9 protein-coding genes are annotated in these 16,967 nt (G+C 70.3%); 2 read left to right on the forward strand and 7 right to left on the reverse strand.

From position 1 onward, the window contains the following. Positions 1-68 precede the first annotated feature (68 nt). The 6 genes from pulA to QF034_RS11120 form a co-directional block, all read right to left on the reverse strand. A complete protein-coding gene (gene pulA, locus QF034_RS11095; protein WP_307174777.1) occupies positions 69-5,498 on the reverse strand; it encodes a pullulanase-type alpha-1,6-glucosidase in 5,430 nt (1,809 codons plus the stop codon). Positions 5,499-5,604: 106 nt separating this feature from the next. Continuing rightward, on the reverse strand, positions 5,605-6,975 hold the full coding sequence (locus QF034_RS11100) for an alpha-amylase (RefSeq protein WP_307174778.1): 1,371 nt from the start codon (positions 6,973-6,975) through the stop codon (positions 5,605-5,607). Between the two features lie 154 nt (positions 6,976-7,129). After that, positions 7,130-8,797, reverse strand: a complete 1,668-nt coding sequence (locus tag QF034_RS11105; RefSeq protein ID WP_307174779.1) for a glycoside hydrolase family 13 protein — start codon at positions 8,795-8,797, stop codon at positions 7,130-7,132. 194 nt (positions 8,798-8,991) lie between these two features. Further along, complete coding sequence (locus QF034_RS11110) at positions 8,992-9,900, reverse strand: sugar ABC transporter permease (RefSeq protein WP_307174780.1); 909 nt, start codon at positions 9,898-9,900, stop codon at positions 8,992-8,994. A 14-nt stretch (positions 9,901-9,914) separates the two neighbouring features. Next, positions 9,915-10,919: a carbohydrate ABC transporter permease gene (locus tag QF034_RS11115; RefSeq protein ID WP_307174781.1), complete on the reverse strand. Its 1,005-nt coding sequence runs from the start codon at positions 10,917-10,919 to the stop codon at positions 9,915-9,917. Positions 10,920-11,057: 138 nt separating this feature from the next. Continuing rightward, the gene (locus QF034_RS11120) at positions 11,058-12,326 is read right to left on the reverse strand and encodes an extracellular solute-binding protein (RefSeq protein WP_307174782.1); all 1,269 of its coding nucleotides are present in this window, start codon (positions 12,324-12,326) and stop codon (positions 11,058-11,060) included. A gap of 403 nt (positions 12,327-12,729) precedes the next feature. Here QF034_RS11120 and QF034_RS11125 point away from each other — a divergent pair, with 403 nt between their 5' ends. Both QF034_RS11125 and QF034_RS11130 read left to right on the forward strand, forming a co-directional pair. Then, entirely contained in the window at positions 12,730-13,764 is a 1,035-nt protein-coding gene (locus QF034_RS11125; RefSeq protein WP_307174783.1) for a LacI family DNA-binding transcriptional regulator, read from the forward strand. Positions 13,765-13,857: 93 nt separating this feature from the next. Further along, complete coding sequence (locus QF034_RS11130) at positions 13,858-14,736, forward strand: phosphatase PAP2 family protein (RefSeq protein ID WP_307174784.1); 879 nt, start codon at positions 13,858-13,860, stop codon at positions 14,734-14,736. Between the two features lie 634 nt (positions 14,737-15,370). Here the strand turns inward: QF034_RS11130 and QF034_RS11135 are convergent. Continuing rightward, positions 15,371-16,942 (reverse strand): amidohydrolase, encoded by a 1,572-nt coding sequence (locus QF034_RS11135; protein ID WP_307174785.1) that lies wholly within the window; start codon positions 16,940-16,942, stop codon positions 15,371-15,373. Positions 16,943-16,967: the final 25 nt, after the last annotated feature.

Below are 16,967 nucleotides of genomic sequence, written 5' to 3' on the forward strand. Positions count from 1 at the left end.
GGGCCCTCGGGGCGTACGTGGGTGGGGCAGACCGTCGGTCGCGGCCTGCCCCACCCAACGTAGTGCGGCTATCCGGCGGCCCGGGTGAAGACGGCGACCGTGCGCCCCGGAACGGCGAACGTGCCCGATTCCGCCGCGTAGGAGGCCGACTTGACGGTAGGGTCCGCCCCCGCCGCCTGCACGGGGTGCAGCCGGTAGCCGGTCCCGGCGAGTGCGGGGACGCGCTGTTCCCGCCGCTCGGGGGTGGCGTTGAAGACGACGACGAGGTCACCGAGCCGCATGGTGATCACGCCGGGTGTCTCGTCCCTGCCGGACAGCGGGAAGGAGAGCCGGGACTGCACCCGCTCGGTCGTGCCGAGGGAGAAGTCCCGCTCGGTGGTACGGATCCGCAGCAGGTCGCGGTAGGCCGCCGAGGCGCCGTCGATCTGCTCGCAGCCCACCCGGACCTTGCTCAACAGGGGCTTGGCGTACGGCCACTTGGCGGCGTTGTCGGACGCCATCGGCAGTCCGCGGCCGAAGCCGTTGCCGTCCGCGCAGTTCCAGTGGACGGCGTTGAACCAGTCGCCGCTGTCGTAGGAGTTGCGGTCCAGGGACTTGGAGCGGAGCAGGTCGGTGCCCGCCTGGGAGAGGGCCGGGCCCTGGGACAGGGTCGCGGTCGCCATGGCCAGGACCTGCATCCGGGCCCGGTCGGAGGCGCTCGTCGTGGCGGGCAGTTTGAAGGCCAGCGCGTCGAAGAGGGACTCGTTGTCGTGCGCGTCGGCGTAGGCGAGGGCGTCACCGGGGGCGTCCGCGTAGCCGGCGGGTGAGCCGTTGTAGTCGACCTCGGAGCCCTTGACCTCCTTGCCGCTGGTGTCGGTGAACCGGTAGCCGGCGAGGTTGCCGGACAGCCCGACCTTGATCAGGTCCTGGTAGTGCAGCAGGCGGGCCTTCTGCTCGGCCTCGGTGCCGTTGTGCTCCGAGGAGTTGGGGTCGGTGTGGAGGCCGGACGCGAAGCCCTGCACGCCGGGGTCCTCGTCGAAGGGGCCGCCGCCGCGCACGGCGTCACGGGCCCGGTCGGAGAAGGTGGCGATGCCGGTGCCGGCCATGTTCTTCTGGGTGGCCTGGACGAACCGGGCGTCGTCGGCGACCTCGCCGAAGTTCCAGCCCTCCCCGTACAGGATGATCTTCTTGCCGTCGACGCCGTCCTCGGCGAGGGTCAGCTCGTCCAGTGCCTTCCGTACGGCCAGGATGTTGGCCTTCGGGTGGTGGCCCATGAGGTCGAAGCGGAAGCCGTCGACCTTGTACTCCCTGGCCCAGGTGACGATCGAGTCGACGACCAGCTTGCCCATCATGGCGTTCTCGGTGGCTGTGTTGGCGCAGCAGGTGCTGTTCGCCACCGAGCCGTCGGCGAGGAGCCGCTGGTAGTAGCCGGGCACGATCCGGTCGAGGACGCTGGTCCGCTCCTGGCCGGCGGCCGCGGTGTGGTTGTAGACGACGTCCATCACGACCCGCAGACCGTCGTCGTTGAGGGCCTTCACCATCTTCCGGAACTCGACCGTGCGGGCCGTGCCGTCCGGGTCGGTGGCGTAGGAGCCCTCGGGAACCGTGTAGTGGTACGGGTCGTAGCCCCAGTTGTAGGCGTCCCTCGCGGCGATCTTCCCGACGCACTCCTGCTGCTTCTGCGAGTCGGCCGGGTAGGAGGCCAGGTCGCAGTCGACGCTCGCCTGGTCGGCCTTGCGCTCCGGGATGGTGGCGATGTCGAAGGCGGGCAGGAGGTGGACGTACGAGGTGCCCGCCTTCGCCAGCAGGCGCAGATGCTTCGAGCCGTCGCTCACCTTGTCGGTGAAGGCGAGGTAGGTGCCCGGGTGCTTCGCCGTCCTGTCCTCGACGGAGAAGTCCCGGATGTGCAGCTCCTGGATCTGGGCGTCCCGCAGCGGTACGGCCTCGGGCTTGGTGTACGTCGACCAGCCGCTCGGCGCCAGGGACTTGTCGCCGAGGTCGACGACCAGGCTGCGCTCGGAGTCCGCGGTGAGGGCGACCGAGTAGGGGTCGGTGACCTTGTTGGTGACGATCTTGCCGGCGCTGGGCGCCCAGACCTTCACGACGTACCGGTAGGGCTTGGCCTTCCAGGACTTCGGGCCGGTGACGGACCAGACGCCGGTGGTGTCGTCACGGCGCATCGGGACGGTCTTCCCGCCCAGCTCCAGGGCGACGGACTGCGCGGTCGGGGCCCACACGGACAGCGTGGGGCGGCCCTTGGGGAACGTCGGCCCCAGGTCGGCCTTCGTCGCGTCGTACAGGTCGTCGAGGACACCGGCGGTCTGGACGCCGGTCGCGGCGAGCACAGCCCCGTTCACGGCCCGCTGCGTGGCGACGACCTGGCCGCGCAGGGCCTCGCGGACCCGGTCGCGGTCGCGCGGGTCGACGGTCCAGGCGTCGTACTCCTTCAGATGCGGGAACTTCGCCTTCTGGGCGTCGGTGAGCTCGCTCTTGGACAGGCGCAGCCACGCGGCGTCGCCGGTGAGCGCGCCGTCCTTCACCGTGATCGAGCCGTCCCGGCTGTACAGCAGCTGCGTGGAGGCGGCGGCCTCGGAGCCGTTCCAGGCGAGGGTGTTCCGGTCGACCCAGACCGCCTTGGACGTGGTCAGGTCGAGGGCGGCCGAGGTGCCCGCCGGCTGCGGGAGCAGGTACTTCTCCTGGCCGCTCAACAGCCACACCTCGTGGCCGTTCGCCGTGAGGTCGAGCGACTGGTCGGCGGGCAGGTCCTTCTCGTCGCCCTTGTGGAGGATGTAGCTGAGGCTGGTGGCACCGTCGCTGAGCGGTACCTCGAAGACCGCACCATACGTATCAGTCTTGACCGGCTTCAGGGGGTTCGACCACTCGGTGGGATGCGCGGCGCCCGTCCAGACGTGCAGGCCCCAGCCGTCGTAGTTCCCGTCGGCACGGTGGTAGTGCAGGACGGCCTTGGTCCTGTCGGGCGCCGGATAGTCCGGGCGCTCGGTGGTGACGGTCTCCTTGCCCTGCTCGATCCAGACCTCGCCGGTCTTCGTGACATCGATCGTGCGGTCGGTGGCGACATCCTTGTCGCCGTCCTTGTCGATGACGAGAAAGCCGACGTCCGAGGCGCCGGGCTTGAGTTTGACGTAGGCGAAGGCGCCGTAGGCGTCACGGCCGGTGAAGGGGTGGCTGTCGGGCCACTGGGTGGTCTCGCCGTCGGCGAGGTCGCCCCAGGCGTACAGGCCCCAGTCGGCGTAGTCGCCGTCGGCGCGCTTGTAGTGGACGATCGCGTGGTCGCGGGAGGAGGCGCCGGGCGGCTGCTCGGCGGGCGGGGTGCCGGTGGTGGAGGTGGCCAGGGCGCTCGCGGTGCGGCCGGCCGAGTCGACCACGACCGCCTTGTAGCGCAGGGCCGTGCCGGGCGGTACGTCGCCGGCGATGGTCTGGGTGACCTGGTACGGGGCGTGGTCGGCGGAGCCGAGGGTCTGCCACCTGCCGTTGCCGACCTGGGCGGCGAAGACGACCCGGCCCGGCCGGCCGCCTCCCCCACTCTCGGCTTCGCTCGAGCGGGAGGTGCCCCCATCGTCGGCGGAGAGCTCCACGGTGCCGGTGGCGCCGGCCGCCGGGGCCTTCAGGGTGAGCGTCGGCTCGGTGGCGGGCGCGGCGAGCCGACCGGCCGCCTTGAGGACGATCGCCGAGCCGGGCGGGACGGTGACGGTGAGCTTCCTGTCGCCGTCGCTCTTCAGGGATACGTCGGTGCCGTGGATGCCCTTGAAGGCCATGCCGGCCGAGCCGGTCGCGAAGGTCGCCGTCCTCGCCTCGTCCGCGTTGTTGACGGCGATGACGTACTCGATGCCGCTCTTCGCGTCGGTGCGGGAGAAGGCGTACACGCCCGGCCCGTCGGCCGCGTACCGCTGCTGCTGGACGCCGTCGGCCAGGGCGGGGTGGGCCTTGCGGAGCCCCGCGAGAGCGCTGATCTGGCGGTAGAGCGGTGCTCTCGTGTCGTAGGCGTCCTCGGCGTGGGTGCGGTCGGAGCCGATCAGGTCGTCGTCGAGGTAGTCGGCGGTGCGGGAGGCGAACATGCTCTGCCGGGCGTCCTTGTCACCGCCCGCGCCGGTGAAGCCCTGCTCGTCGCCGTAGTAGACGACGGGGTTGCCGCGGCTGAGGAACATCAGCTCGTTGGCGAGCCGGCCCTTCTTCAGCAGCTCGGCGTCGGTGGCCTTCGGGTCGTCCTGCTTCAGGAAGTACCCGATCCGGCCCATGTCGTGGTTGCCGAGAAAGGTGACCTGCTCGTACGCGTTGGCCTTGTCGGTCGTGTACTTGTAGTCGTCGCCGAAGACGCTCGCGAGCTGCTGTGCGCTGCCGCCCTGGGAGGCGTACTGGCGGACCGCCTCCTGGAAGGGGAAGTCGAGCGTGGCGTCGAGGCGGCCCCGGGTGACGTAGGGGGCGGTGACGGACGTGTCGGCCGAGTAGACCTCGCCGAACATGAAGAAGTCGTCACGGCCCTGCCTGGCCGCGTAGGCGTCCAGCGCCGTGGCCCACTGCGTCCAGAACTCCATGTTGACGTGCTTCACGGTGTCGATCCGGAAGCCGTCGACGTCGAAGTCCCGTACCCAGCGCTGGTAGATCCGCTCCATGCCCCGCACGACCTCGGGCCGCTCGGTCCACAGGTCGTCGAGGCCGCCGAAGTCGCCGTGAGCGGAGCTCTCACCGGCGAAGGTGGAGTCGCCGCGGTTGTGGTACATCGTCGGGTCGTTGAGCCAGGACGGGACCTTGTCGTTCCTGGTCACCTCGGGCGTGCGCGGGAAGGAGCCGCTGTCGACCCGGGGGAAGTCCCGCCGCCCGTCCGCGTAGTCGGCGTCGTCGAAGGGCACGCCGTCCTTGGTCAGGTACGGGAAGGCGCCCTTGGAGAGGTAGTCGTAGGACTTCTCCTCGTAGTCGACGACGTCCGCCGTGTGGTTGGTGATGACGTCGAAGAAGACCTTCATGCCCTTGGCGTGGGCCTTGTCGATGAGGGTTTCGAGGTCTTCGTTGGTGCCGAAGTGCGGGTCGACCTGGGTGAAGTCGGTGATCCAGTACCCGTGGTATCCGGCGGAGGCGTTGCTGCCCGTCCCCTGCACGGGCCGGTTCTTGAAGATCGGGGCCATCCAGAGGGCGGTGGTGCCGAGGCCCTTGATGTAGTCGAGCTTCCGGGTCAGGCCCCTGAGGTCGCCGCCCTGGTAGAAGCCCTTGTCGGCGGGGTCGTAGCCGGTGGACAGGCGCGAACCGGTCAGCCCGCCCGTGTCGTTGCCCGCGTCTCCATTGGCGAAACGATCCGGCAGGACGAAGTAGAACTGCTCACGGGTGGCGTCGTGCCGAGCGGGCTCGGCGGCGAGCTTCGCGTCGGACGGGGGCGCCGGCGGGGTGGCCGCCCCGGCGGCGAGAGGCTGGACGAGCGCTGCGGCCAGCGCGGTCGCGGTGACCGCGGCGACCCGTCCGGCAGGGGAGGTTCGGCGCCTGGACGGCACCGGCCATCTCGGTATCACTGACGTGGACTCCTTGCGATTGCGGCTCTCTCGGGTCCGACCCCGCGCGAACGTATCGCCGCCGAAACGCTTACAGCAAGAGTCCTGCAACTTCTGGAAAGAACTTTCAGCAGTTCGGCTTGGCCGCGTGGATCGCCAGGGCCGTGTTCGAGCGCAGCGTGGCCGTCAACTGCCCGTTGGAGTTCACCGTCACGGTCGTGTTGTTCTGCACGTCGCAGTACGTCCCCGCCGGCAGCGAGGTCTGGTAGGTCCTGGTCAGGGAGCCGGACTCGTGGTTGATGGCCACGAACCCCTTGCTGCCCCGGCCGAAGGCGATGGCGTCGCCGCCGTTGTCCCACCAGTCGGTGACCGCCTGGCCGCGCGTGGCGTTGCGGAAGCCGACCATGGACTTGATCTCGGGCCAGTTGTGCTGGCACTTCCAGCCGTCCTGCCAGCAGGCGTTCACCTGACCGCCGTTCGGGGGACCGGCATCGTGGTCGGTGAACTCGTAGCCGGAGTTGACGTCCGGGGCGCCGTAGGGCCAGGCGAGCATGAAGACGTGGGCGAGGGTGTACGTCGCGCCGTCCTTGTAGCTGAGGGTGGAGCCGTTGCGCTCGGTGTCGTGGTTGTCGACGAAGACGCCGGAGACGCCGCTGTTCATATAGCCCCAGCCCTCGCCGTAGTTCTTCAGGTAGGCGAGGTTCTCGTTGGTGAAGACCCGCTTGAGGTCGTAGGCGTAGCGGAACTCCTGGACGTCGCCGTTGCCGGTGTACTCGGTGGGCTGGACGGCTTCGCCGGCGCCGTGGATGACTTCCTGCTTCCAGTACACGTTCGGGTCGGTCAGGCGGGACTTGATGGTCGCCAGGTCGGCGGCGTCCATGTGCTTGGCCGCGTCGATGCGGAAGCCGTCCGCGCCGAGGGAGAGCAGGTCGTTCATGTACCCGGCGATGGCCCTGCGGACGTAGTCCTCGCCGGTGTCGAGGTCGGCGAGGCCGACCAGTTCGCAGTGCTGGACGTTCCAGCGGTCCTGGTAGGTGCTGATCGGGCTCGTGCAGTCGTCGAAGTCGTACGAGGAGTACAGGCCGGGGTAGCTGTACTTCGTGTACGGCGAGCCGCCGGTGCCGGTGCCGCTGCCCGCGGACATGTGGTTGATCACCGTGTCGACGACGACCTTCACACCGGCCGCGTGGCAGGTGTTCACCATGTTCCGGAAGGCCGCGCGGTCACCGAGCCGGCCGGCGATCTTGTAACTGACCGGCTGGTACGAGGTCCACCACTGCGGGCCCTGTATGTGCTCGGCGGGCGGGGAGACCTGGACGTAGCCGTATCCGGCGGGCCCGAGGGCGGCGGTGCACTCGCGGGCGACGGAGGCGTACGTCCACTCGAAGAGGACGGCGGTGACGTCCTTGGTGCCAGGTGGGGAGGCCTGCACACTAGTCGGGTTCATGACAACCACAGCCGCGGCGAGCGCGGCGGCGGCGAGGTGTCTGCGTGCCATGTGGGGTTTTCCTTCTTCGTTGAAGGACTGTTGACGGTTCTTGCTGCAAGGTTCAGAAACCTTGCGGTGACGCAGATGGTAAAGGCCCGCCGCCCCGAAGGGCAGCGGGCCGTGCGAAATTCAACGGAAAATCAGGCGGTGGATCAGACGATGGTCAGGCGGTGGTCCACCACACCGTGGTGTCGCCGGGCACCTTCGCCTCGTCGTCGACCTGGACGATCTCCCCGCTCGCGACCAGCACCCGGCCGTACGCCGGCATCGCCACCGACTCGCCGGTGGTGTTCGCGACGCACACGAACTCCCCGCGCCGGAAGGCCAGCACGCCCTCGGGCGCCCGCAGCCACTCCACGGACGCGCCGGCGCCGAGGTCCGGCTGCTCCCGGCGCACGGCGAGCGCCGCCCGGTACAGCTCCAGGGTCGAGCCCGGCTCACCGGTCTGCGCCTCGACGCTCAGCTCGCCCCAGCCCTCCGGCTGCGGCAACCAGCTGCCCGCGTCACCGAAGCCGTACGACGACCCGGCCCGGGTCCAGGGGATCGGCACCCGGCATCCGTCACGGAAGCCGTCCTGGCCCGCGCCCCGGAAGTACGCCGGGTCCTGGCGCACCTCGTCCGGCAGGTCCACGACGTCCGGAAGCCCCAGCTCCTCGCCCTGGTAGAGGTAGGCGGAGCCGGGCAGCGCGAGCATCAGCAGGGTCGCGGCGCGGGCCCTGCGCAGGCCCAGTTCCCGGTCGCCGGCCAGACGGAGCTGGGTGCCGAGACCGGGCGGGTTGGCGAACCGGGTGGCGTGCCGGGTCACGTCGTGGTTGGACAGGACCCAGGTGGCGGGGGCGCCGACCGGGCGCATGGCGTCCAGAGTGCGGTCGATGACCTCGCGCATCTCCGCGGCCTCCCAGTGGGTACTGAGGTACTGGAAGTTGAAGGCCTGGTGCAGCTCGTCCGGGCGGACGTAGTTGGCTGTGCGCTCGATGGTCGGCGTCCACGCCTCGGCGACGAAGATGCGGTCCCCCGAGTACTCGTCGAGGATGAGCCGCCACTGCCGGTAGATCTCGTGCACCCCGTCCTGGTCGAAGAACGGCATGACATCGTTGCCCAGCAGCTTCACCTGGTCATGGGATCCAAGGTCGGGAAGTCCCTCCGCCTTCACCAGACCGTGGGCGACGTCGATCCGGAAGCCGTCGACGCCCATGTCCAGCCAGAAGCGCAGGATGGAACGGAACTCGTCGCCGACCGCCGGGTGCTCCCAGTTGAAGTCGGGCTGCTCGGGGGCGAAGAGGTGCAGGTACCACTCACCGTCGGGGACCTGTGTCCAGGCCGGGCCACCGAAGATCGACTCCCAGTCGTTGGGCGGGAGTTCGCCGTTCTTCCCCTTGCCGGGGCGGAAGTGGTAGCGGTCCCGCAGCGGGGAGCCCGGGCCCTCCGCGACGGCCCGCTTGAACCACTCGTGCTGGTCGGAGGAGTGGTTGGGCACGAGGTCGACGATGATCCTCAGGCCCAGCTCGTGGGCGTCGCGGATCAACGCGTCGGCGTCCAGGAGGTTGCCGAACATCGGGTCGACGGCCCGGTAGTCGGCGACGTCGTAGCCGGCGTCGGCCTGCGGCGAGGCGTAGAAGGGGCTGAGCCACACGGCGTCCACGCCGAGGTCGCGCAGGTACGGCAGGCGGGTGCGGACACCTTCCAGGTCGCCCATGCCGTCGCCGTTGCTGTCGGCGAAGCTGCGCGGATACACCTGGTAGATCACCGCGTCCCGCCACCAGTCGCGACGCTTGGCGACGGCCACGGCGGACGTGGGGGTGGGGGCAGGTGCGGCTGAGTGCTGGCTCATGTCGTCCTTGATGCGTAACAGAGGTGTGGTCATGTGAGCGTGGGGTGGGTGACGAGGCGGCCGCGGCACAAGCGGGGCCGGATGGGCACCGCGGCCACCCCGGGATTCTGGAGGGCGGATCGGCAGCGCCCTAAGGGGCGCGGGGAACTGCGCGACCAGCCACGACGGACCCGCAGCCGGTCGACAAGCGGAGGTCACCCCTTCGTGCCGCCCGCCGTGAGCCCGGTCACCAGGTTCTTCTGCACGAGGTAGAAGAACAGAGCAGCCGGTATCGCGATCAGCACAGCCGTCGCGGCCATCAGGTTCCGCTGCGCGTCATGCTCGCTCACGAACGTCTGAAGACCGACGGCAAACGTGTACTTGTCGTCGCTCAGCAGGAACGTCGAAGCGAACGCGACCTCACCGAAGGCCGTGAGGAAGCTGTAGAACGCCGCGACCGCGAGGCCCGGCTTGGCCAGCGGCAGGATCAGCCGCGCGAACGTGCCGAAGGGGGTCAGCCCGTCGACGCGTCCGGCCTCGTCGATCTCGAACGGGATGGTGTCGAAATAGCCCTTCATCAGCCAGGCGCAGTACGGCACGATCGTGGTGCAGTTGACAAGGATGAGACCAAGGTAGCTGTCGATGAGCTGCAGATCCGAGAGGATCTGGTACATCGGCACGATCAGTACCGCGATCGGGAACATCTGGGTGACGAGCAGCACCCACATCAGCTTCCGGTAGCCGGGGAACCGCATGCGGGAGACGGCATAGCCGGTGGACGCCGCGACGACGACGCCGATCAGCGTGGTGCCCAGCACCACGACCAGCGTGCTCGTCAGCCAGTCGAAGAAGCTCGTGTCCTTGAGGACGAACGTGTAGTTGTCGAACGTCATCTTGCCCCAGATGCGCCCGGGGTGGAGGTAGTCGTCCTTGTCCGGGCCGAGGGACAGGAAGACCAGCCAGGCGATCGGGAAGAGCGCGATCAGGCTCGCGCCGACCAGGATGGCGTGCGAGACGAGGGAGGCCGCGCGGCTGTGCTCGCCGCGCCGGCGGACCGCGCGGGGCGCGCCGGCGGGGCGCCGCCCGGTGGCCGCGGCGGAGGTCTCGACGGTGGTCGTACTCATTTCGGACTCCTGCCTCAGATCGCGAGCTGCTGCTCGTTGCGGTTCAGCCAGCGGCGGTAGAAGGAGGTGAAGACGATCAGGATGGACAGGAGCAGGATCCCGTAGGCGGCGGACTGGGCGTAGTCGCGCGGCTGCTGTCCGAAGCCCAGCTGGTAGGCCCAGGTCACGAGGATCTGGGCGTCCGGGGCGGTGTTGCCGAACAGCAGGAAGACGATGGCGAACTGGTTGAAGGTCCAGATCACGCCCAGGAGCACGACCGTGGTGCTGACGGACCGCAGGCCGGGCAGGGTGACGTACCGGAACCGCTGCCAGGCGCCGGCGCCGTCCATCTCGGACGCCTCGTACAGGCTCGCGTCGATCGACTGCAGGCCGCCGAGCAGCGAGACCATCATGAACGGCACACCGCACCAGGTGTTGACCATGATCGCGGCGAACCGCTGCCAGAAGGTGTCCTCCAGCCAGAGCGGTGTCGGCAGGTGCAGGAAGTCCAGGCCGGAGTTGATGACGCCGCCGTCGGCGAGCATGAACCGCCAGCCGAAGACGGTGACGAAGGTCGGCACGGCCCAGGGCAGGACCAGGATCATCCGGTAGAGGGTGCGGCCGCGCAGCTTCTGGTTGAGCAGCAGGGCGAGCCCGAGGCCGATGCCGTAGTGCAGGGTGACGCAGGCCGCCGTCCAGAAGACGGTCCACAGGAAGTGCGACCAGAAGCGGTCGTACGAGGTCGGGCCCCACAGGATGTCGGCGTAGTTGTCCAGGCCGATGAATCGGTAGGTGGCGTCGATCTCGTTGACGCCGATCGTGCGGGCGGTGTTGAGGCTGGTGGCGTCGGTGAGGGTGAGGTACAGGCCGTACGCCAGCGGGTACAGCACGAGGACGCCGAGGACGATCACCACCGGGGCGATCATCGCGTAGGCGTACCAGTGCTTGTGGAAGCCGTGCTTCAGCCGCCGGCCCGGCCCGGGCCGCGGTTCCCGCTCACCGCGCCGCTTGCCGGTCGCTCGGTCGATGACGACGGTCATGGTTCGACACCTTCTGGAGGTTCAAGGAGGTCAAGGGGGCTGCCCAGGCGCAAGCGCGGCCGCAGACGCAGGCGCAGACGCGGGCCGGTGGCTGCCGGGCCCCCTTCCCGTGACCGGGGCCCGGCAGCCACGCGGCGGTCACTTGGAGAAGTCCGGCACCAGCTTGGTGATGGCGGTCTCGGCGTCGCCGAGGCCCTTGTCCAGGGACTCCTTGCCGCCCGCGATCTCGATCAGCTCGTCGTCGAGCGGGCCCCACAGCGAGCTGTACTCGGGCAGCGCCGGGCGCGGCTGGGCGGAGGACAGCACGCCCTGGTAGCCGGCGATGCCGGGGTCGGCCTTGACCTCGGCGGTGTAGGCGTCCTCGCGCGTGGGGAGCGTGGAGTTCTTCAGCGCGATGGTCTCCTGGGCCTTGGCCGAGGTCATGAAGTTGACGAACTTCAGCGAGGCCTTCTGGTGGGCCGCGTCGGAGCCGGCGTAGACGGAGAGGTTGTGTCCGCCGGTCGGGGCGCCCGCCTTGCCGGTGGAGCCCGCCGGGACGGTGGCGATGCCGAGGTTGTTCTTGTCCTTGAAGGCCGAGCCCTTGTAGAAGTTGGTGATCTCCCACGGGCCCTGGACGATCGAGGCGACCTTGCCGCTGACGAACGCCTCCTGGATGTGGGCGTAGGCGTCGGCGGTGGTGTCGGCCTTGTGCAGGCCCTTGCCCTTGAAGAGGCTCTGCCAGGTGCCGTAGGCCTTCTTGGCGGCGGGCGAGGTGACGGTGATCTTCTTGGCGTCGGCGTCGACGGTGTCGGTGCCCTCGCCGTAGAGGAAGGACTGGGCGTAGTAGGCCTGGGTGGAGCCCCAGTAGCCGTCGACGCCGGTCTTGTCCTTGACGGTGGCGGCGGCCTTCTTCAGGTCGTCCCAGGTCTTAGGGGCCTCGACGCCGGCCTTCTTGAACAGGGCCTTGTTGTAGACGAGGGCGAGGGTGTCCGTGGTGAAGGGGACGCCGTAGGTCTTGCCGTCGTACTTCGCCTGCTCGATCAGGCTGGGCTGGAACCTGTCCTGTTCGGCGAGGGCCTCGGTGCCGTCCAGCGGCAGGAAGAAACCCTTCTTGGCGAAGGCCGGGGTCCAGCCGACCTCGGAGCGCAGCACGTCGGGGGCGCCCTTGGAACCGGCGGCGGTGTCGAACTTGTTCTGCGCCTGGTCGAAGGGGACGTTGACGTAGTTGACCTTGATGCCCTTGTTGGCGGCCTCGAACTCCTTGACCAGGGCCTTGTACGCCGGCGCCTCGTTGGTGGCGTTGGAGGTGTCCCACCAGGTGATGGTGACCGGGCCGTCGGCCTCGTCGCCGCTGTCGCTCCCGCCGCACGCCGTCGCCGCCAGGGCGAGGGACGCCACCAGCGCGGTGGCCGCTATGCCACGCCGCATGAGTTCTCCTTGAGGGTGAAAGCCCGTTTCGTGCTGCCGACTGCGCCGTTGGCCGCCGGGCGTCGGTGAGATTAGCCGCGCCGCAAGGAGTTGCGAAAGACCTTGCAGCAAAAAGTTGCAAGGGGTGCGGAAGGTTATCCGGCCGTGACCTCTTCCCGGCCTCCTTCTGACCGTTGCGGAACGGGGATTTCCGGCTGATCGGCGGGGAGTCGGGCAGTTGTGCAAGACTCTGCAAGCACTTGCCATCCGTTGCCGCCGGGTGAATCATCCGTTGCGGATCGGACGCCGACCACGACTTCGAGGGACCGCGATGACCAAGCAACCCGCAGCGGGCCGTGCGCCGGCCCGCACCAGGCGTCCCGTCGGTGTGCAAGCGGAACCCAGGCCGCTACAGTCCGGTGCTGTGACCACACGGCTTGCCGACATCGCTGCTCAGGCGGGGGTGAGCGAAGCGACCGTCAGCCGCGTCCTCAACGGGAAGCCGGGCGTCGCCGCCACCACCCGCCAGTCCGTGCTGGCCGCCCTCGACGTGCTGGGCTACGAACGCCCGGTGCGGCTGCGGCAGCGCAGCGAGGGTCTGGTGGGCCTGATCACCCCGGAGCTGGAGAACCCGATCTTCCCGGCCCTGGCCCAGGTCATCGGCCAGGCGCTGACCCGGCAGGGCTACACGCCGGTGCTGGCCACCCAGACGCCGGGCGGCTCGACCGAGGACGAGCTCACGGAGATGCTCGTGGACCGCGGTGTCGCCGGCATCATCTACGTCTCCGGGCTGCACGCGGACACCACGGCCGACATGCAGCGCTACGACCGGCTGCGCGCGCAGGGCGTGCCGTACGTGCTGGTCGACGGCTTCTCGCCGAAGGTGCAGGCGCCGTTCATCTCCCCCGACGACCGCGCGGCGATGAACCTCGCGGTGACGCACCTGGTGTCCCTCGGGCACACGCGGATCGGTCTGGCCCTGGGGCCCAAGCGGTTCGTGCCCGTGCAGCGCAAGATCGAGGGGTTCGTGCGCACCATGCAGGACCAGTTGGGGCTGGGTGCCGAGGCCGTCGAGACGGAACTGGTCCAGCACTCCCTCTACACCCTGGAGGGCGGGCAGGCCGCGGCCACGGCGCTGATCGAGCGGAACTGCACGGCCGTGGTGTGCGCCAGCGACATGATGGCGCTGGGCGCGATCAGGGCGGCTCGCCAGCGTGGCCTGGAGGTTCCGAAGGACGTCTCCGTGGTGGGCTTCGACGACTCGCCGTTGATCGCCTTCACCGACCCGCCGCTGACGACGATCCGCAAGCCGGTCCCGGCGATGGGCCAGGCGGCGGTCCGCACGCTGCTGGAGGAGATCGGCGGGACGCCCGCGCCCCACAGCGAGTTCGTGTTCATGCCGGAACTGGTGGTGCGCGGCTCGACCGCCTCGGCGCCCGGGGACCGCTCTCGCCCCTGAGGCTCGCGGCTGGATTTCGCCGCAGAACATGCGGTCCGCCCCAGTGCGGGGGATGATCGGGGGATCAGGGCTTTTCTGGCAGACTTTGTGCCTATGGGTGACACGACCGTGACGACGCTGGACGGCCGGAAAGCGGCCGTTCCGGACCCGGTCGCGGCCGATCCGGGGCGGGGTCTCCTCCCCCGGCTGCGCACCCCCCGCCGGCCCCGGTTCTGGTTCGAGATCCTGCTGATCGGGGTGAGTTACTGGACGTATTCGCTCATCCGCAACGCCGTGCCGGAGCAGAGGACCGAGGCGCTGCGCAACGCCGACTGGATCTGGCAGACCGAGCACGCTCTGGGCATCGCCGTCGAGGGGTCGGTGAACCGGGCCGTGAACTCGGTGACTTGGCTGATCATCGGTATGAACTACTACTACGCGACGCTGCACTTCGTGGTGACGCTGGGTGTGCTCGTGTGGCTGTACCGTCGCCATCCCGGCCGGTACGCGGCGACCCGCCTGGTGCTGTTCGCGACGACCGCCGTCGCCCTGGTCGGTTACTACCTGTACCCCCTGGCGCCCCCACGGCTGATGAACGGCGGCGATTTCATCGACACCGTCATGGTCCACCAGACCTGGGGGTCGATGGCGTCCGGCGACCTGAAACACATGTCCAACCAGTACGCCGCGATGCCGTCGATGCACATCGGCTGGTCCATGTGGTGCGGCCTGACGATCTTCGTCCTGGCGACGGTCCCCTGGGTGCGGGTGCTGGGCCTGCTGTACCCGGCGCTGACGCTGGTGGTCATCGTCGCCACGGCGAACCACTTCTGGCTGGATGCGGTCGGTGGCCTGCTCTGCCTGGCCTTCGGATTCGCGGTGGCCGGGGTCTGGTACGGGAGGCACCCGTACGCACTGCCGAGGCACGTACCGAGGCGCGACACCGACAGCTCAGGCAGGCGACCCACCCCGGTACCCTCCATCAAGCCCTGACCGCCGCCGGCCTTGGCCCGACCACCACCGGACGCACCGGGCCCGAAGGCGTCGCCGCCCGCCTGCCGGCACCGGCCGCCACGCCGGGCCGCAGCGTCCCGCGCGGCGGCGCGACCGCCGTCTCGACGGCGGCCGGCCGAATCGCCAGGCCGAGGCCGCGCGGGCCGGACTGACCCCTCCGACCACGGCGGCGCCCAACCGACCTGGCCACCGGCGCGCCGACCCGAAGGCGCCCGCGCCGCCGGCACTGGCGGCAGTCCCCTCGACGGTCGGCCGACCCGGCCGCTCGGGCAAAGCCGCGCGTGCCGGTCCGACATCCCCCGGCCGCAGCGGTGACCAACCGGCCCAGCCAACGAACCGCGCCCGGCCCGAAGACGCCTCCACCGGCCGGCCGGCACCGGCGACACGCCGGGCCGCAAAGGCCCGTACGGCGGCGGAACCGCCGCGGTCGACGGGGAGCCGATCGGACCGCTCGGGCAAAGTCGGCCGCGCCCGGCCTGGCCCCCGGCCACGGCGGTACCCAACCGGCCCGGCAATCAGGGAAGCATCCGGCCCGAAGTCCCCAGCCCTGCCACCACGGACGCGCCTGGCCCGAAACAGCCGACCGCGCTGCCCCGGCAAAGCCGCTCGGGGCTCACTTCCCCCGATACACCACGTGCCCCCCGGTCACCATCAGTCGTACCGGTGCCTCCGTCAGCTCGTCCGCCGGGGCGGTCACCGGGTCCAGCTCCAGGGCCGTCAGGTCGGCGCGGAAACCGGGCGTGATGCGGCCGGTCATGTCGGACTCGCCCGCTGCCTGTGCCGCATGGGTGGTGCAGCCCTCCAGTGCCTCCAGGCCGGTCAGGCCGGCGCGAGTCGATGCCGCGCCCCTCGGGGTGCGGGCCGTGGCGAGCACGGCGCGGGCGTCGTGGTGCGCGATCGGCCAGTCCGAGCCGAGGGCCACCACCGCGCCCGCGTCCCGCAGGTCCCGCAGCCGCCAGGCGCGGCCCGCCCGCCGGGTGCCCAGCCGCCGGGACCACTCGTCGGTGCCGTCGGCCCGGGTGTACGCGGTGTGCGGCGGCTGCATGGACGCCGCCACACCCAGCCGTGCGAACCGCGGCAGCAGCTCGTCCGGCACCGTCTCGATGTGCTCGATGCGGTGCGCCCCGTTCCCGCCCGGCCCGAGCCCCTCGACCACGTCCAGGACGTGCCGTACCGCCGCGTCCCCGATGGCGTGCGTGGCCGTGCGCACCCCGGCCGCGTGCAGGTGCCGTACGGCGGCGGCGTACGCCTCCGGGTCGGGCCAGAAGGCGTCCGTGCCCTGGCCGTGGCAGTCGGCGTGCTCCAGCCAGGCCGTGCCGCCCTCGACGGTGCCGTCCATGAAGAACTTGACCCCGCCGGTCCGCCAGTGCCGGCCGCCCCGGCCCTGGGCGGCGACCAGCTCGTCCAGGGCGGCACGGTCCGCGCCCGGCATGCACCAGGGCGCGAACCGCAGCCGCACCGGCAGCACCGTCTCCCCGGCCACGGAGTCGATCAGCTCCGGGTCGCCGGCGTCCATGACGTGCGCCCCGGTCAGCCCGGTCGCGGCCATGGCGGACAGCAGCTCCGCCAGGCGCGCCCGGCGTGCGGCGTGGGACGGGCGCGGTGCGATCGCGGCCACCAGGTCCATCGCCGCGTGTTCGACGAGGTGCCCGGTGGGCCGGCCCGAGGCGTCGCAGACGACCTCCGAGCGCTGGGGGAATTCCCGGGGACCGTGCACGCCGGCCGCGGTGAGGGCCGAGCCGGTCGCGAGGGCGGAGTGACCGTCGTAGAGGCGCAGGAAGGCAGGTGTGCCGTGCAGGACGTCCTCGATGAGGCCCCGGTCGACGGGGCGGCCCTCGAAGGCGTTGTGGTCGAGGCCGAAGCCGGTCACCCACCCGTCGGTGCGCTCCGCGTCCGCGAGGGCGGCCCGCAGCCCCGCGAGGTCCGTCACGCCCGACAGGTCCGTGCCGGTCGCCATGTCCAGCCCCCACACGGGGTGGCTGTGCGCGTCGACCAGGCCGGGCACCAGGTGCGCGCCGTCCAGGTGGACGACCTCGGTGCCCGGGCCGCGCCAGTCGCGGACGTCCGTATCGTCACCGACCGCCGCGATCAGCCCGTCGCGTACGGCGACGGAGGTGGCGTACGGGCGGTCCGGGTCGAGGGTGCGGACCTCGGCACCGGCGAGGACCAGATCTGCGGTCGGCATGTACTGAACTCCCTTGTACAGCTTG

Source organism: Streptomyces africanus (genome assembly GCF_030816955.1).
Taxonomy (GTDB): domain Bacteria; phylum Actinomycetota; class Actinomycetes; order Streptomycetales; family Streptomycetaceae; genus Streptomyces; species Streptomyces africanus.